Raw genomic sequence first — 17426 nt, forward strand, 5'->3', positions numbered from 1 at the left:
CCGTGTATCAATTTCTTGAACAGACCGTCGACGGCTACATGACGCGCAACGTCAAGACGGTGCAGCGCGGCCTCGACTTGTTCCAGCTCAGCGAGATGTTCGAGACCGACGATTTCAATTCCTACCCTGTCGAAGACGACGGGCAGGTGGTCGGCATCGTCACCAAGTTCGACATCCTGAAGTGCTTCGCCTTCACGCCGAGCCAGATGTTGCCGCGCTACGACGACCTGATGAGCCGCAAGATCGGCGACGTCATGACGCCCGAGTTCATCTATGTGAGCCCCGACACGCGGCTGACACGCGTGCTCCAGATCATGGTCGAGCACCGCATCAGGAGCATCATCGTGCTCGATGGCATAGAGAAGCTGGTCGGCATCATCGCGCGCGAGGACGTCATCGCGGCGCTCAAGGCGACGGCGCGGGAGTGACGTCTGGATCCCTCGGTTCCAACCTCCGTGATTTCACGGAGGTGTCTCCAAGCGTGCCTACAGAACCAAGCCCTCGCGCGCGATGGCGCTACGCGCGGGGCGAAAAGGCACTCAGCTGGCGGCACATCGGCTCACATTAACAGAAATCCATCCATCTTGATTTCAATCAATTCCCCGCGAGGGTGGATGTGGTTTCTGGCAGCGTGTTCTTTCAGAGAGAATCCGCATGAGCCAGCCCTCCATCTCAAAATCCATGACCATCGGTGAAAGCGGCTTGGCTGTCGTATTCGCAGTCACCGCTTTCCTCTGCGTGATCGCCTCGGCCAAGGCGCTCGATGCGCCCTTCGCATTCCACGCCGCGCTCAGCGCGGCGGCGAGCGTGGCTGCGGTGTTCTTCATCGTCAACCGCTACTTCGAACGGCCGGCGGCTTTGCCGCCGCAGGAAATCAACGGCCGACCCAACTACAACATGGGGCCGATCAAGTTCTCCGCCTTCATGGCGATGTTCTGGGGCATTGCCGGATTTCTCGTCGGTCTCATCATCGCCTCGCAGCTGGCCTGGCCCGCGCTGAACTTCGATCTGCCGTGGACCAGCTTCGGCCGCCTGCGGCCGCTGCACACCTCCGCCGTGATCTTTGCCTTCGGCGGCAACGTGCTGATCGCGACCTCCTTCTACGTGGTGCAGAAGTCCTGCCGTGCGCGCCTTGCCGGCGACCTCGCGCCGTGGTTCGTCGTGGTGGGCTACAACTTCTTCATTCTGATCGCTGGCACCGGCTATCTGCTCGGCGTCACCCAGTCGAAGGAATATGCCGAGCCGGAATGGTACGCCGACCTCTGGCTGACCATCGTCTGGGTGGTCTATCTGCTGGTTTTCCTCGTCACCGTCATCAAGCGCAAGGAACCGCACATCTTCGTCGCGAACTGGTTCTATCTCGCTTTCATCGTGACGATCGCGGTGCTGCATCTCGGCAACAACCCCGCGCTGCCCGTCTCCGTGTTCGGCTCCAAGTCCTACATCGCCTGGGGCGGCATTCAGGACGCCATGTTCCAGTGGTGGTACGGCCACAACGCGGTCGGCTTCTTTCTGACCGCCGGCTTCCTCGCCATCATGTACTACTTCATCCCGAAGCGCGCCGAACGGCCGATCTATTCCTATCGGCTGTCGATCATCCACTTCTGGGCGCTGATCTTCCTCTATATCTGGGCCGGCCCGCACCATCTGCACTACACGGCGCTGCCTGACTGGACGCAGACGCTCGGCATGACCTTCTCGATCATGCTGTGGATGCCCTCCTGGGGCGGCATGATCAACGGCCTGATGACGCTGTCGGGCGCCTGGGACAAGCTGCGTACCGATCCCGTGCTGCGCATGCTCGTCGTCTCCGTCGCCTTCTACGGCATGTCGACCTTCGAAGGCCCGATGATGTCGATCAAGGTGGTCAACTCGCTCAGCCACTACACCGACTGGACCATCGGCCACGTGCATTCCGGCGCGCTCGGCTGGGTCGGCTTCGTCTCCTTCGGCGCGCTCTACTGCCTGGTGCCGTGGGCCTGGAATCGCAAGGGTCTCTACAGCCTCAAGCTCGTCAACTGGCACTTCTGGATCGCCACCCTCGGCATCGTTCTCTACATCTCGGCGATGTGGGTGTCCGGCATCCTGCAGGGCCTGATGTGGCGCGCCTACACCTCGCTCGGCTTCCTCGAATATTCCTTCATCGAGACCGTCGAGGCGATGCATCCCTTCTACATCATCCGCGCCGCAGGCGGCGGCCTGTTCCTGATCGGCTCGCTGATCATGGCCTACAATCTCTGGATGACGGTTCGCGTCGGCGAACAGGAAGTCCAGATGCCCGTCGCTCTTCAGCCGGCGGAATGAGGAGCTCAAGCAATGTCGTTCTGGACACGCCACCAAATCTTCGAAAAGAACTCGATCATCCTGATCGTCGGCATCCTGCTGGTGATCGCGGTCGGTGGTCTCGTCGAGATCACCCCGCTGTTCTACCTCAAGAGCACGATCGAGAAGGTCGACGGGGTCAGGCCCTACACGCCGCTCGAGCTCGCCGGACGTAACGTCTACGTCCGCGAGGGCTGCTATCTCTGCCACTCGCAGATGGTCCGGCCCTTGCGCGACGAGGTCGAGCGCTACGGTCACTTCTCGCTCGCCGCGGAGAGCATGTACGACCACCCGTTCCAGTGGGGCTCCAAGCGCACCGGTCCGGATCTCGCCCGCGTCGGCGCCAAATATTCCGACGAGTGGCACGTCACGCATCTGACCAACCCGCGCGCGATCGTGCCGCAGTCGGTGATGCCCGGCTATCCGTTCCTGAGCAAGGCCGAGGTCGACCCGGATGCGATCGCCGGCGACATGCGCGCGCTCAAGACCGTCGGGGTCCCCTATAGTGACGAACAGGTCGCCAATGCCGCAGCCGACCTGAAGGCCCAAGCAGATCCGGACAATGCCGGCACCGACGCCTTCACCAAGCGCTACGCCAAGGCCGTTGTACGCAATTTCGACGGCAAGACCGGCACGCCGACCGAGATGGACGCGCTCGTCGCGTACCTGCAGATGCTCGGCACGCTGGTCGACTTCAAGATCTACAACGAGAAAGCCAATCTTCGCTGAGAAGGCATGAACGATGAAAGCCATCCTGACCGTCCATAATCTTGCGTCCGATCTCGTGACGACGATCTGGACCCCGGCGTTCGTCGCGATCTTTCTCGCGATCATCGCCTACGCTTTTTGGCCCCGTAACAAGGCTGCGTTCGACAAGGCAGCGCACCTGCCCTTGCGGGAGGAGTGAGACATCATGACCGATCATTCTAGCGACATCGATTCCGTCTCGGGCAAGTCCACGACCGGGCACGAGTGGGACGGCATCAAGGAGCTCAACACGCCGCTGCCGCGGTGGTGGGTGATCTGCTTCTACCTCACCATCGTCTGGGCGATCGGCTATTGGATCGTCTATCCGGCCTGGCCGCTGATCCAAAGCAACACCACCGGCCTGTTCGGCTACTCCTCGCGCGCCGACGTCGCCGTCGAGCTCGCCAACCTCGAGAAGATCCGGGGTGACAAGATGGCGGCGCTGGGCACGGCCTCGCTCGTCGATATCGAGAAGGACCCGGCTCTGCTGGCGCTCGCCCGCGCCAAGGGCAAGACCGTGTTCGGCGACAATTGCGCGCCGTGCCACGGTTCCGGCGGTGCCGGCGCCAAGGGTTACCCGAACCTCAACGACGACGACTGGCTGTGGGGCGGCACGCTCGACCAGATCATGCAGACCATCCAGTTCGGCGCGCGTTCCGGCCACACCAAGACCCATGAGGGCCAGATGCTCGCCTTCGGCAAGGACGGCGTGCTGAAGGGCGACGAGATCGTCACGGTCGCCAATTACGTGCGGTCGCTCTCGGGCCTGTCCACCCGCAACGGCTATGACGCCGCCAAGGGCCAGAAGATCTTCGCGGAGAATTGCGCCGCCTGCCACGGCGACGCCGCCAAGGGCAACCAGGAGATGGGCGCACCTGATCTGACCGACAAGATCTGGCTCTACGGCTCCGACGAGGCGAGCCTGATCGAGACGATCAGCCAGGGCCGCGCCGGCGTGATGCCGGCCTGGGAAGGCCGGCTCGATCCCGCCACCATCAAGGCGATGGCGGTCTACGTCCACTCGTTGGGCGGCGGTAAATAGGCCGTTCCGCGACCGACGACTTCCGGCGGGGGCGAAGAAAAGCGCCCCCGTTTGAGCTGGATCAACTGATGCGGCGGTGTCGGGTCTAGGTTTAATCGCACCTCTTGAAAAGTTTTGGCGATGAACAAGACCGTGAACCCGAAAGACCTCACAACGGACGATGACTACGGGCCACTCTACGCAGCCCGCAAGAAGGTCTATCCCCAGAGCGTCTCCGGCACATTCCGCCGGATTAAATGGGGCCTGATGGCGTTCTGCCTCGGTGTCTACTATTTCCTGCCCTTCGTGCGCTGGAATCGCGGTCTCGGCGCGCCGAGCCAGGCGGTGCTGATCGATCTTCCCAACAGCCGCTTCTATTTCTTCTTCATCGAGCTGTGGCCGCAGGAGGTCTATTACTTCACCGGCCTGTTGATCGTCGCCGCGGTGGCGCTGTTCCTGATGAACTCCATCGGCGGCCGGATCTGGTGCGGCTATCTCTGTCCGCAGACGGTGTGGACCGACCTGTTCTATGCGGTCGAGCGCCTGATCGAGGGCGACCGGCGCGAGCGCATGAAGAAGGATGCCTCGAGCGATCCGATGAAGCTCGAGCGCATCTCCGAAATCGTGCTCAAGCATTCGATCTGGCTCTTGATCGCCTGGTGGACCGGCGGCGCCTGGGTGCTCTACTTCAACGACGCGCCGACCCTGGTGAAGGAGCTCGTCACCTTCCAGGCGCCGATGATCGCCTATATCTGGATCGGCATCCTCACCGCGACGACCTACATCCTCGCCGGCTACATGCGCGAGCAGGTCTGCACCTATATTTGCCCCTGGCCGCGTATCCAGGCCGCGCTCACCGACGAATGGGCGCTCAACGTCACCTATCGCTATGACCGTGGCGAGAAGCGCACCTCGGTGAAGAAGGCCGCCGAGCTGCGCGCGCTCGGGCAGCAGGTCGGCGATTGCGTCGACTGCTACCAGTGCGTGGCGGTCTGCCCGACTGGCATCGACATCCGCAACGGACCGCAGATGGAATGCATCCAGTGCGGGCTCTGCATCGATGCCTGCGACAACGTGATGACCAAGATCGGCCGGCCGAAGCGGCTGATTGGCTACGACAACGACATCAACATCCACCGGCGCCAGGAGGGCAAGGCGCCGATCTACCGGATCGTCCGCGCCCGCACCGTCGTCTACAGCGCGATCATCGCGGCGGTCGGCGGCATCATGATCTATACGCTGGCGACCCGCAGCCTGCTCGACGTCAACGTGCTGCACGACCGCAACCCGGTCGCGGTCAAGCTCAGCGACGGCTCGATCCGCAACGCCTATACGGTGCGGCTCCTGAACAAGAGCGGCTATGACCGCCTCATCGCGATCGACGCCAATGGGCCGGTCAACTCGACCGTTCACGTCGTCGGCGTCGATTCGGTGACGCCGGACCGGCCGATGATCGTGATCCCGCGCGATGCCACGAGCGAGCTGCGGCTCCTCGTCACCGCGCCGGCCGACAACAATCCGGAGAAGTCGATTCCGGTCCACTTCCACGTCACGGACATCGGGCTCGGCGTTGTCGCTTCCGCCACCGACAATTTCGTCTCGCCTTGAGAATCAGGAGACTGCCATGGCTTCCAAGCCGCTGACCGGAACCAAAGTCTTCCTGATGCTGGTCGCTTTCTTCGGCCTCGTGATCGGCGTCAACGCGACGATGATGAAGCTCGCGATCGCGACGCTGCCCGGCACCGACGTCGACAGCCCCTACGCCGCGGGCCTGACCTATGAGCACGAGATCTCGGCGGCGCAGGACCAGGCCGCGCGCAAATGGAAGGTCAACGCCCATATCGAGCGCCGCAACGACGGCGGCGCTTCGGTCCAGGTCGAAGCCCGCGATGCCGGCGGCCAGCCGATCTCCGGGCTGAAGTTCGGCGGCCGGCTGGAGCGGCCGACCGACAAGCGCGCCGACCTTGCGGTCGAGCTCAGCGAAGCCGGCAGTGGTCTCTATCGCGGCAATGCGGCGTCGGTCGCGCCGGGCCAATGGGACCTGGTGATCGAGGGCGAGGCGCGGGGGACGCGCGTGTTCATGTCGCGCAACCGCGTGATCCTGAACTGAAGGATTGGGTCATGCAGGTCACGCGCGATTTCTCTCACTATGTCCGCGACGCGGGCGAGGGCCTCCGGCACATCGATCTCGCCGTCGAGGGCGTTCACTGCGCCGGCTGCATGGCCAAGATCGAACGCGGGCTCTCGGCCATCCCCGACGTTACGCTGGCGCGCGTCAACCTCACCGACCGCCGCGTCGCGCTGGAATGGAAGGCGGGCACGCTCGAGCCCGACCGCTTCATCGATCGGCTCGAAGAGCTCGGCTACAAGGCCTATCCGTTCGAGACCGAGAGCGCCGAGGTCACCGAGGTCGCCGAATCCCGCTTCCTGCTGCGCTGCCTCGGGGTTGCGGCCTTTGCCACCATGAACGTGATGATGCTGTCGATCCCGGTGTGGTCGGGCAACGTCTCGGACATGCTGCCGGAGCAGCGCGACTTCTTCCACTGGCTGTCGGCGCTGATCGCGCTGCCGGCGGCGGCCTATGCCGGCCAGCCGTTCTTCCGCTCGGCTTGGCGCGCGCTGTCGGCGAGGACCACCAACATGGACGTGCCGATCTCGATCGGCGTGATCCTGGCGCTCGGCATGTCCGTGGTCGAGACGATCCATCACGCCGAGCATGCCTATTTCGATGCGGCGATCATGCTGTTGACCTTCCTGCTGGTCGGCCGCTTCCTCGACCAGAACATGCGACGGCGGACCCGCGCGGTCGCCGGCAATCTCGCGGCGCTGAAGGCGGAGACGGCGGCGAAGTTCGTCGGGCCCAGCGAGATCTCGCAGGTGCCGGTCGCGGCGATCCATCCCGGCGACATCGTGCTGCTCCGGCCCGGCGAGCGCTGCGCGGTCGACGGCACCGTGATCGAAGGGCGTTCGGAGATCGACCAGAGCCTGATCACCGGCGAGACACTCTATGTCACGGCCGAGCAGGGCACGCCGGTCTATGCGGGATCGATGAACATCTCCGGCAGCTTGCGGGTGCGGGTCTCGGCCGCCTCCGAGGCGACGCTGCTCGCCGAGATCACGCGGCTGCTCGACAACGCGCTCCAGGCGCGCTCGCGCTACATGCGCCTCGCCGATCGAGCCTCGCGGCTCTACGCGCCCGTGGTGCATGCGACCGCGCTTTTGACCATCCTCGGCTGGGTCATCGGGGGTGCCTCCTGGCATGATGCGATCGTGACCGGCGTTGCCGTGCTGATCATCACATGTCCCTGCGCGCTCGGGCTCGCGATCCCGACCGTGCAGACGGTGGCCTCGGGGGCGATGTTTAGGGCAGGTGTGCTGCTCAATGCGGGCGATGCGATCGAGCGACTGGCCGAAGCCGATCATGTGATCTTCGACAAGACCGGCACGCTGACGCTGCCCGAGCTCGAAGTCATGAACGCGGCCGATATCCCCGCCGATATTTTCGAGCTCGCCGGCCGGCTCGCGCTCTCGAGCCATCATCCGGTGGCGGCTGCGGTTGCGCAGGCTGCCAGTGCGAAGTCTCCGATCGTCGGCGCTGTGGAGGAGGCCGGGCAGGGCGTCCGCGCAACCGTCGACGGCGTCGCGCTTCGCCTTGGTCGCCCCTCCTTCTGCGGCGCCGAGGCGCTGGTCGGCGTCGCCGCGCTTGATCCCGAGGCCTCCATCGTGGCGTTCAGCAAGGGCAGCAAGAAGTTCATCCTCTCGGTTCGCCAGGGCCTGCGCCCCGATGCGCAGGCCGTGATCGCAGCGCTGAAGGAGCGCAACATCGGCATCGAGATCTTGTCCGGCGACCGCGAGCCCGCGGTGAAGGCGGCGGCGCATGCACTCGGCATTTCCGAGTGGCGTGCCGGCGTCACGCCGGCCGACAAGATCGCGCGCATCGAAGAATTGAAGCGGCGGGGCATGAAGGTGCTGATGGTCGGCGACGGCATGAACGATGCGCCCTCGCTCGCGGCGGCCCATGTCTCGATGTCCCCGATCTCGGCCGCGCATCTCAGCCAGGCCACCGCCGATCTCGTCTTCCTCGGCCGGCCGCTGGCCCCCGTCGTCGCCGCCATCGACGCTTCGCGCAAGGCGCTGCACCTGATGCGGCAGAACCTCTGGCTTGCGATCGGTTACAATGTGCTCGCGGTGCCGGTTGCGATCAGCGGCGTCGTGACGCCCCTGATCGCGGCCGCGGCCATGAGCGGATCGTCGATCCTGGTGATGCTGAACTCGCTGCGCGCCCGCAGCGCCTCGCGGGAGTTCGTGTGATGGAGATCCTGGTCATCCTGGTCCCGCTGGCCTTGATGCTCGGAGGTGCCGGCCTCGTCGCTTTCCTGTGGTCGCTCAGGAGCGGCCAGTACGACGATCTTGACGGCGCCGCCTGGCGTGCGATTGCCGACGACGAGCCGCCGCAGGAAGCGCCGGCGAAACGCTAGCGTTTCAGGGCGAAAGTGAGCAAGGCCGCCAGCGCGAGGGCGGCCCCGACGCCCCAGACGCACGTCTGCCAGCCGAAGCTGTCGAACAGCCGGCCGAGCACGGCCGTACCGACCAGCCCGCCGCAGAAATAGCACGCGAGATAAGCGCCGCTGGCGATGCCGCGGTTGTCGGCTGCGGCCTGTCCGACGAAACCCGTCGCGGCGGCCTGCGCGAAGAATGTGCCGACGCCGACCAGGACCATGCCGGCGAGCACCTCGCCGAGATGCGGCGCCAGCATCAAGGGCAAGCCGAGCCCAGCGACGGCGAGCGCACTCCAGATCGTGGGCCGCGTTCCCAGCCGCGCGGCTACCTTGCCGGCCAGAAGCGTCGTGACGACCGACGGCAGGAAGACGAAATAGACGAGGCCGAGATCCATCATGCCGAGCGACAGCGGCGGCCGCACCAGCACGAAATTGACGTAGGTGAAGGTGCCGATGAAGGCGAACAGGATGCAGAAGCCGATGCCGAAAGCGGCGCGCAGCTGCGGATTGCGCCAATGCGCGATGGTGGCGGCAAGCGGCGAAGCCGCCGGCATCATCGCATGCATCGGCCGAACGCGGTTGACGGTGAGATAGACCAGCGCCGCGCCGGCAAGATTGAGCGCCGCGAAGAAATAGAAGTTCCAGGCGAGGCCGAGGCCATCGGCCAATGCGGCCGAGATCAGCCGGCCGACGAAATTGCTGGCGACATTGCCGGTGATGTAGGCGGCAAACGCGCCGCCGGCGTCCATGGCGCTGCATTGCTCGCCGAGATAGGCGAGGGTGAGCGCGAAGGCCGACGCCATGCACAGGCCCTGCGCGACCCGCAAGGTGGTGAAGACGGCAAGATTGGGCGCGACAGCCAGCAGGCTGGTGGGGATCGCAAGCAGGGCCAGGCTCAGCAGGATGCCGGTTCGCCGGTCGATATGCGGGCTGAAGAAGCCCACCACGAGACTTGCTGTGGCCATGCCGAAGGTGCTGGCGTTGACGGCAAAGCCCATTGCCGCGGGCGTGACGTCGTAGTGCCGCGTCAGCGAGGGCAGGATCGCCTGCGTCGCGAAGAGATCGACGACCGTCAGGAAGGCGGTGAGGCCGATCACGAGCGAGCGAAACGCGAGGCCAGGGGAATGCGCATCCGCCGTCATCGCGGTCGGCTTCATCGACGCGGAAAGATCGGTCATGACAGGGCTCTCCGTTAATCCGTCATTCCGGGTTGGTGCGGACGGGACCGCGAAGCGGCCCGGAGCACCAGACCCGGAATCTCAAGGTTCTCAGGTGCGCAAGGGCGCACCAGAGTTCACGTCGCGCCCCGGAACGACGGCACACTTGGCGCTCATCACATGTGATGGTCGTTGGGATCCTTGCGGACGTCGCCGACGTAGAGAATGACGGTCTCCTTGCCGAGATTCTTCCACCAATGCGAGGTGCCGTAGACTTCGGGGCGGATGTCGCCGGCCTTGTGCACGATCGGGTCGACGCAGTTGGAGGCGTATTCGACGATCTCGCCCTGCTGCACGAAGATCAGGGCGGGGCGGTCGTCATGGCTGTGCCAGGGCACGATGCCGCCGGGCTCGATGGTCAGCTTGCGGAAGCGCAGCTCGCGGCCCTCGATATGGGCGGGCTGCTTGCCGAGATCGATCGCGCCGAGCGTCACGTCGGTGACGCCGACGGGCTTGTAGTCGACCATCTGCTGCGCGTTCGGCTTGGTCTTGCCGGCCGGACATTCGCCGGCGAAAACCGGCGTCGCAAATGTCAGTACGCCGAGAACGGCAACGCCGGTCCAAACCACGCGCGACATTGTGAGATGGCTAGACATGGAAAGTCTCCTCTGTTGGCCGCAACCCTGATGGCCGCGGGCTATGGCAGGAGCTTCGCCCGAGACCCTCTCCATCTTGAAATGCCGGCTTGCTCTCGATGCGATAGCCCGGCGCTATGCCGATAGGCGGCAGCTATCGAACCGATTGGGCATCGGCATTTCCGCTTTTGCGGCATCCAGCGTCCGATGCCAGCACGCCCGATTGGATTGCGGTCGCCTCTTGCGGGCGGGCGAGCCGGGAAACTAATATTCGCCCTCAGAGAAAGCCGGAGCAGGAAGATGACGTCTCTCTCGCCAGCCGACGCCGAGCAACTCAGGCTCGCCTTCCAGCGCTGCCGCGACATGGACGGCACGCTGAACGAACAGCTCCGCGCCTATGCCGATGCCAGCCGCAAGGTCTTTCCGGCCTATGGCGAGGCGGTCGATCGCCTGGTCGCGCGCTTGAACGGCAACGGCGGTGGCGAGACCGCACCGCGGCCGGGCGATCCGATGCCGCCGTTCATGCTGCCGGACGAGGGTGGGCGTCTCGTGTCGCTGCCCGCGCTGCAGGCGCGCGGCCCTCTCGCGGTGATGTTCTTCCGCGGTCATTGGTGTCCCTATTGTCGGCTCAATGTCCGTGCCGTGGTCCAGTCGGTGGACCGCATCAAGGCGATGGGGGCGCAGGTCGTCGCGATCATGCCGGAGACGCAGGAATATACCGGGCAGCTCAAGGCCGAATCCGGCGCGCCGTTTCCGATCCTGACGGATCTCGACAACGGCTATGCGCTGTCGCTCAACCTCGCAATCTGGCTCGGCGCCGAGATCCAGCAATTGCTGTCCTATCAGGACATGGCGAAATTTCACGGCAATGACGGGTGGATGCTGCCGATCCCGGCCGTGTTCGTGGTCGGGCGCGACGGCATCGTGAGGGCTCGTTTCGTCGATCCGGATTTCCGCAAGCGCATGGAGATCGACGATCTGATCGAAGCGCTGGAGCGCGCGAGCCGGGAGAATTGAGCGTCGGCGCTATCCCGCGATCTCGCGCCAGTCGGCGCCGCGCAGCATGCGCATCACGGCGTTGCCCACGGCGGTGCGTTGCCGGCCGGCGACCCCATAGAGGTTGACGGTGCGGCGGGTGTCCAGCCCCGTGACTGCGGCGCGGGTCAGCCGCTCCGGCACGGGTGAGGTGTGCGGCACCATGGCGATGCCCATGTCGGCCTCGACCAGCTCGATCAAGTCGCGTTCGTTCGAGACCTCATGACCCTGTTCGATGTCGATGCCGTGCTCGCGCAGGCTCGCGGAGATGCGGCGCGCGTGCTCGCAGAAGGTTCGGCTCAGCAGCAGCTCCGATCGCAGATCGTCCAGCTCGACCGAGCTGCGGCCGGCCAGGCGGTGCCCGTCGCCGACGACGAGCTCGAAGCTCTCGGTGAACAGCGGCCAGACGTCCAGCCGGTCCCAGGCCTCGTCGATCTCGGCCGCGATGCCGAGCTCGGCTTCGCCCTTCTTCAGGAAGTCGCCGACCTCGCGGCCCGAGCCGCGCAGGAAGCGGAATTCGAGCCGGTTGAACTGCCGCTTGATCTCGTTGAGATGTGGAATCAGCAAAGCGAGGTCGATCGAATGCGTCAGCGCAATGCGGAGCGCGCCGATCTCTCCGCTCCTGAACGAGGAGGCGAGCGAGCGCGCGCCGATGGCCGCGTCATAGCACTGCTTCAGAAGCGGATGCATGCGCTGGCCGAGCTCGGTCAATTGCGCGGCGGGGCGCTCGCGGCGGAACAGGTCGCCGCCAAGCTCGGCCTCCAGCTGCTTGATCGCGCGCGTCAGCGACGGCTGCGTCACGTTGCACTCTTCGGCCGCGCGCGTGAAGTTCAAGAGCTGCGCTACCGCGAGGAAATAGCGGACCTGGTGCATTTCCATGGATCGGCTCCCAGCAGAAATCGACCGGAAATCTAGCCGATCAGGGCAGGAAATGACATCCCGCCTGCGATAGCGCGGGCGTATGGACTCGGAAGCCAACCGGCATTTCCGCAAATCCCGGAGATCCCGCACCTTTCGCGACAGCCATGGCGCAGGTCGCGCCCAGAAGAGGTCCGGATCATGAACATCCCCATCAAGACGCAGACGTCAGCTTCATCACGCGTGCTGGCCGGCAAGGTGGCGCTGGTCACGGGGTCGACCAGCGGCATCGGTCTCGGCATCGCACGGGCCCTCGCCGCCTCCGGCGCCGACATCGTGCTCAATGGCCTTGGTGTCGCCAGCGAGATCGGCCGGACGCGCGAGCAGATCGCCGCCGAGTTCGGCGTCAAGGCCAGCTATTCGCCGGCGGACATGACGAGGCCGAAATCGATTGCCGAGATGATCGCCGCGACGGTGGCTCAATCCGGCCGGCTCGACATCCTGGTCAACAACGCCGGCATCCAGCATGTCGCGCCGCTCGACCGGTTTCCGGTCGAGAAATGGGACCAGATCCTCGCCATCAATCTGTCCTCGGCGTTCCACACCACGCGGCTCGCGCTACCTGCGATGCGGCAGAACGGCTTTGGCCGGATCATCAACATTGCTTCCGCGCACGGCCTGGTCGGCTCGCCGTTCAAGGCGGCCTATGTGGCGGCCAAGCACGGCATCGTCGGCCTGACCAAGGTGACGGCGCTGGAAACTGCGGAGGAAGGCATCACCTGCAACGCGGTCTGCCCCGGCTATGTCTATACCCCACTTGTCGAGGCACAGATCGACGGGCAGGCGAAGGCGCACGGCATCTCGCGCGATCAGGTGATCCGCGACGTTCTGCTGGCGCAGCAGCCCAACAAGCGCTTTGCCACGGTCGAGGAACTCGGCGCGCTGGTGGTCTTCCTGTCGACGGACGCGGCGGCCTCGATCACCGGCGTTGCGCTGCCGGTCGACGGCGGTTGGACCGCGCATTGACATGAGCCGGCGCAGCAAGTCGAATATTCGAACGGTGCAAGCTCACCAGGAGCGAGACATGGGCACGCAGGACAATTCGCAGCACAAGAAGTTCGACCTGCCGGGTCAGATCGTGCTCGTGCTTCAGGGCGGCGGCGCGCTCGGCTCGTACCAGGCCGGGGTCTACCAGGCCTTGCACGAAGCCGGCATCGAGCCGGATTGGATCATCGGCACCTCGATCGGTGCGATCAATGCGAGCCTCATCGCCGGCAACGCGCCCGAGCACCGGCTCGCGCGCTTGCGGGAGTTCTGGAAGCGGATGGAGCAGCAGCCCGTCTGGGACTGGCGCACCGCGTTTCCCGGCTTCAATGAGAAGCTGGCCTATTGGTCGACCGTGACCCACGGCATTGCCGGTTTCTTCCGGCCCAATCCGCTGGCCCATGCCGGCGATTCCTATCCGCTGGGCGCCGATCACGCCGGCTATTATTCGACCGCGCCGCTGGAGAAGACGCTGGGCGAGCTCGTCGATTTCGATCTCGCCAACCGCTGCACGCCGCGCCTGACGGTCGGTGCGGCTCATGTCGGCACCAGCGAAATGCGCTATTTCGACAGCCGCGACGGCGAGCTGACGGTGAAGCATGTGATGGCTTCGGGCGCGCTGCCGCCGGCCTTCCCCGCCGTGCGCATCGACGGCGAGCTCTATTGGGACGGCGGCATCCTGTCGAACACGCCGACCGAAGCGGTGTTCGACGACAATCCGCGCAGGGACTCGCTGATCTTCTCCGTGCATCTGTGGAATCCGGTCGGGCCGGAGCCGACCACGATGGCGGAGGTGCTGAACCGGCACAAGGACGTGCAATATTCCAGCCGCATCGCGAGCCAGATCGTGCGCCAGCAGCAGGCCCATCGCCTGCGCCATGTCATCAACCAGCTTGCGGCGCGGCTGCCCGAGAGCGAGCGCAACGATCCCGCGGTGAGGGAGCTGACGAGCTACGGCTGCCCTACCCGCATGCATGTGGTGCGGCTGCTGGCGCCGCAGCTCGAGCACGAGACCCATACCAAGGATATCGACTTCAGTCCGTCCGGGATCACGCGGCGCTGGCACGCCGGCTATGCGCACACGAAGTCGGTGCTGGCGCGCAAGCCCTGGATCGGCGAATTCGACCCGCTCGCCGGCGTTGTGCTGCACGAGCATCTGGACGAGATGCCGATGGCGGCGGAGTGAGGGCTCTGTCCGTCATAGCTTCGCACGACGACGATTTCGCAGGCGCGCGGTCCGGAGTATGGTCGCCGTATCTTCGTCGCGAGGCCTGCAATTGGTCGCTGAGAAAGATCTGGAGGAGTCGCTCGATACGCTGCGTGCCAACGCGGCGGGACCGGTCGCGGGCGTGTTCGGTCCGGCCTCGCTGACCTGGCAGATCGACCGGGAGGCCGTGATCTTTCTCGGCGCCGGCCGTGCGCTGCTGCTGCAACTGGCCCATCCATGGGTGGCGGCGGCGATCGCCGAGCATTCGCGCACCCTTGCCGATCCGATCGGCCGCTTCCATCGCACCTTCGACATCGTCTTCACGATGGTGTTCGGCTCGCTGGACCGGGCGCTGCTGTCGTCCCGGCAGCTGCATCGGCGTCACAGCATGATCGTCGGCGAAATGCCCGAGACCGTGGGTCCGTTCGTGGCCGGCTCGCGCTACTGCGCCAACGACATCCCCGCGCTGCGCTGGGTCCATGCGACGCTGGTCGAGACCGCGCTCATGGCACATGATCTGGTGCTGCCGCCACTCTCGGCGGAGGAGCGCGATCGCTATTGGTGCGAGGCCAGGCTGTACGGCGCCCTGTTCGGATTGACGGGGGATGATTTGCCGGCGAATTGGTCCGGCTTCGTCGCCTACACCGCGGCGATGGCGCAGTCGGAGACGCTGACCGTCAGCAGCGCAGCACGCGAGATCGCGACGCAGATCTTCACGGGCGCACGCCCGTGGTTGCGGCCGCCGCGCTGGTATCGCGCGCTCACCGCGAGCATGCTGCCGGAGCGCTTGCGTGCAGGCTTCGGCTTTGAGCTCGACGCGCGCGGAATCCGATCCGCCGACAACGCACTGCGGTGGATCAGGCGCACCTATCCGAAATTGCCTGACCGGCTGCGCTATGTCGGCCCCTACCAGGAAGCGCAGGCGCGGCTGCGGGGCGAGCTGCAGCCCGACTGGATGACACGGTGTCTCAACCGCGCATGGATCGGCCGGTCGCAGATGGACGTGCGTCGCTGAGCGCTCCCGGCGTGTCCCGGACAAGCTGCAACGCGTGGAGCGTTGCAGCGCAGAGCCGGGACCCAGGGGCCACGAGCTCAGTCGAGACATGGGCCCCGGCTCAGCAGCGCACCACGTCGCAAGGGCGACGCGCTGCGCTGCGTCCGGGGCACGAGAGGGCCGTTGGATACGCAACCTTCTCCGCGTCGTCATTGCGAGCGCAGCGACTTGTCCGCCGAAGCCTTGGCGAAGGCGGAAGCAATCCAGACTGTCACCGCTGAGGGATTCTGGATTGCTTCGTCGCTTCGCTCCTCGCAATGACGGAGCCTGCGGAACGCCTCGACCTCACACCGACGCCAGCTTGCGGTACAGCGCGCTGTAGCTGCCGGCCGAGATGCTCCAGGAGAACGAGCGTCCCATGGCGCTACGGCGCATCGTATCGAGCTGGTCGTGGGCCATGAAGGCCGAGAAGGCGCGCCGCACGCCGCCGAGGAACGACTCGCGCGACGGCCTCGAGAACAGGAATCCGGTCTCGCCGTCGCTGATGGTCTCGGCGAGGCCGCCGGTCTGGTGACCGATCGGCAGCGAGCCGAAGCGCTGGGCGTACATTTGGCTGAGCCCGCACGGCTCGAACCGCGACGGCATCAAGGTGAAGTCGCTGCCGGCGAAGATGCGTCGCGCCTGGGCGTCGTTGAAGCCGATCGCGACCCCGATTGCGTCGGGGCGACGGCGGTGCGCGTCGATCAGGGCCTGCTCGAGCGCCGGCTCGCCGGAGCCGGTGACAACGATCTGTCCGCCGGCGTCGACGATCTCGTCCGCCGCCGACAGAACGAGGTCGATGCCCTTCTGGTGCACGAGACGCGCGACGATGCCGAACATCGGCCCGCGCGAGACCGCCAGCCCGAACTGCTTGCGGACGTAGTCCGCGTTCGCCTTCTTGCCGATCCAATCGCCCGCGCCAAATTGCTGGGCGAGCTGGGCGCAGGAGCGTGGGTCCCAGCTCTCGTCGATACCGTTGAGGATGCCGGTGAGCTCGGCGGCGTCCGAGCGCAGGCGGAGCAGGCCCTCCAGGCCACAGCCGAACTCGGCCGTGGTGATCTCCCGTGCATAGGTGCCGCTGACCGTGGTGAGGTGCGAAGCATAGACGAGGCCTGCCTTGAGAAAGGAGACCTGATCGTAGAACTCGACGCCGTCGATGTGGAAGGAGCTCTCCGGTGCGCCGATCCGCCGCAGCGAGTCCTTCGGGAAGAGGCCCTGATAGGCGAGGTTGTGAATGGTCAGGATCGACGGCAGCTTGGCGCCGCGCCAGGCAAGGTAAGCCGGCACGAGCGAGGCCTGCCAGTCATTGGCATGGATCAGGTCTGCTGCCCAATTCTTGTCCAGCTTGCCCATGGCGAGCTCAGCCGCCGCCGAGGCGAAGCGCGCGAAGCGGATGTCGTTGTCGGGCCAGTCGCGCCCGAATTCATCGCCATAGGGGTTGCCGGGCCGGTCGTAGAGCTGCGAGCACAACAGCACATAGACCGGCAGGCCGTCCTTGGTCGCGGCACGGCCGAGCGAGCAGGCCGGCATCTCCGCGAATGCAGGACAGCGGCCAACGACCTGAATATGCGTGAGTTGCTCGATGATGTCGCGATAGCCGGGCAGCATGATCCGGATATCGGCGAAGGAGCGAAGTGCGCGGGGGAGGGCGGCGGAAACGGCTCCCAGTCCGCCAACGCGGACGAAGTCGTCCATCTCTGTGGTGACGAACAAGACCCTCAAGAACAGCCGCCCTCTTCAGACCCCGCTTGCTGCTATGCAAGAACGGGTCCAGTTGTGCTGGAATTCCAAAGCCCGCCCACGCGGCACGTCTGTTCGGTAAACACTTTCCTACTCAGCCGCCGCCCTCTAGGGTCGCCGCATCAACA

General features: G+C 65.4%; 17 protein-coding genes. 13 read left to right on the forward strand and 4 right to left on the reverse strand.

The annotated features are described in order from the left end of the window. Positions 1-2: 2 nt before the first annotated feature. The 9 genes from DCG74_RS15960 (at position 3) to ccoS (ending at position 8568) form a co-directional block, all read left to right on the forward strand. Complete coding sequence (locus tag DCG74_RS15960; protein WP_172783916.1) at positions 3-428, forward strand: HPP family protein; 426 nt, start codon at positions 3-5, stop codon at positions 426-428. Positions 429-654: 226 nt separating this feature from the next. Continuing rightward, complete coding sequence (gene ccoN / locus DCG74_RS15965) at positions 655-2304, forward strand: cytochrome-c oxidase, cbb3-type subunit I (RefSeq protein ID WP_172783917.1); 1650 nt, start codon at positions 655-657, stop codon at positions 2302-2304. Positions 2305-2316: 12 nt separating this feature from the next. Next, on the forward strand, positions 2317-3051 hold the full coding sequence (gene ccoO / locus DCG74_RS15970) for a cytochrome-c oxidase, cbb3-type subunit II (protein WP_172783918.1): 735 nt from the start codon (positions 2317-2319) through the stop codon (positions 3049-3051). A 13-nt stretch (positions 3052-3064) separates the two neighbouring features. Then, on the forward strand, positions 3065-3229 hold the full coding sequence (locus DCG74_RS15975) for a cbb3-type cytochrome c oxidase subunit 3 (RefSeq protein ID WP_172783919.1): 165 nt from the start codon (positions 3065-3067) through the stop codon (positions 3227-3229). Positions 3230-3235: 6 nt separating this feature from the next. Continuing rightward, complete coding sequence (gene ccoP / locus DCG74_RS15980) at positions 3236-4111, forward strand: cytochrome-c oxidase, cbb3-type subunit III (protein ID WP_172783920.1); 876 nt, start codon at positions 3236-3238, stop codon at positions 4109-4111. A 120-nt stretch (positions 4112-4231) separates the two neighbouring features. Next, positions 4232-5698: a cytochrome c oxidase accessory protein CcoG gene (ccoG, locus tag DCG74_RS15985; protein ID WP_172783921.1), complete on the forward strand. Its 1467-nt coding sequence runs from the start codon at positions 4232-4234 to the stop codon at positions 5696-5698. Between the two features lie 16 nt (positions 5699-5714). Beyond that, complete coding sequence (locus tag DCG74_RS15990) at positions 5715-6200, forward strand: FixH family protein (protein WP_172783922.1); 486 nt, start codon at positions 5715-5717, stop codon at positions 6198-6200. A gap of 11 nt (positions 6201-6211) precedes the next feature. Further along, entirely contained in the window at positions 6212-8401 is a 2190-nt protein-coding gene (locus tag DCG74_RS15995; protein WP_172783923.1) for a cation-translocating P-type ATPase, read from the forward strand. Beyond that, complete coding sequence (ccoS, locus tag DCG74_RS16000; RefSeq protein ID WP_008550618.1) at positions 8401-8568, forward strand: cbb3-type cytochrome oxidase assembly protein CcoS; 168 nt, start codon at positions 8401-8403, stop codon at positions 8566-8568. The genes DCG74_RS15995 and ccoS overlap by 1 nt, the downstream gene beginning before the upstream one ends. Here ccoS and DCG74_RS16005 read toward each other — a convergent pair. Together DCG74_RS16005 and DCG74_RS16010 are read right to left on the reverse strand one after the other, a co-directional pair. Beyond that, positions 8565-9767, reverse strand: a complete 1203-nt coding sequence (locus tag DCG74_RS16005) for an MFS transporter (RefSeq protein ID WP_172783924.1) — start codon at positions 9765-9767, stop codon at positions 8565-8567. The two genes, ccoS and DCG74_RS16005, sit on opposite strands and share 4 nt — an antisense overlap. Positions 9768-9922: 155 nt before the next feature. Further along, positions 9923-10402: a cupin domain-containing protein gene (locus DCG74_RS16010; protein WP_172783925.1), complete on the reverse strand. Its 480-nt coding sequence runs from the start codon at positions 10400-10402 to the stop codon at positions 9923-9925. A gap of 279 nt (positions 10403-10681) precedes the next feature. Between DCG74_RS16010 and DCG74_RS16015 the strand changes: the two genes are divergently transcribed. Further along, positions 10682-11398, forward strand: a complete 717-nt coding sequence (locus DCG74_RS16015; protein ID WP_172783926.1) for a peroxiredoxin-like family protein — start codon at positions 10682-10684, stop codon at positions 11396-11398. Positions 11399-11407: 9 nt separating this feature from the next. Here the strand turns inward: DCG74_RS16015 and DCG74_RS16020 are convergent, their stop codons facing one another. Continuing rightward, positions 11408-12295, reverse strand: coding sequence for a LysR family transcriptional regulator (locus DCG74_RS16020; protein ID WP_172783927.1), 888 nt, complete (start codon positions 12293-12295; stop codon positions 11408-11410). A 180-nt stretch (positions 12296-12475) separates the two neighbouring features. Here DCG74_RS16020 and DCG74_RS16025 point away from each other — a divergent pair, with 180 nt between their 5' ends. The 3 genes from DCG74_RS16025 to DCG74_RS16035 all read left to right on the forward strand — a co-directional run bounded on the left by DCG74_RS16025 (position 12476) and on the right by DCG74_RS16035 (position 15540). Beyond that, complete coding sequence (locus DCG74_RS16025) at positions 12476-13300, forward strand: 3-hydroxybutyrate dehydrogenase (protein WP_172783928.1); 825 nt, start codon at positions 12476-12478, stop codon at positions 13298-13300. A gap of 58 nt (positions 13301-13358) precedes the next feature. Continuing rightward, positions 13359-14504 (forward strand): patatin-like phospholipase family protein, encoded by a 1146-nt coding sequence (locus DCG74_RS16030; protein WP_172783929.1) that lies wholly within the window; start codon positions 13359-13361, stop codon positions 14502-14504. Between the two features lie 91 nt (positions 14505-14595). Beyond that, positions 14596-15540 carry an oxygenase MpaB family protein gene (locus DCG74_RS16035; protein WP_172783930.1) on the forward strand — a complete coding sequence of 315 codons (945 nt, stop codon included), beginning with the start codon at positions 14596-14598 and terminating at the stop codon, positions 15538-15540. 324 nt (positions 15541-15864) lie between these two features. On the opposite strand, the gene glgA is transcribed toward DCG74_RS16035, so the two are convergent. Beyond that, a complete protein-coding gene (glgA, locus tag DCG74_RS16040) occupies positions 15865-17280 on the reverse strand; it encodes a glycogen synthase GlgA (RefSeq protein ID WP_172783931.1) in 1416 nt (471 codons plus the stop codon). Between the last annotated feature and the right edge of the window lie 146 nt (positions 17281-17426).

It is taken from the genome of Bradyrhizobium sp. WBAH42, assembly GCF_024585265.1.
Lineage (GTDB): Bacteria > Pseudomonadota > Alphaproteobacteria > Rhizobiales > Xanthobacteraceae > Bradyrhizobium.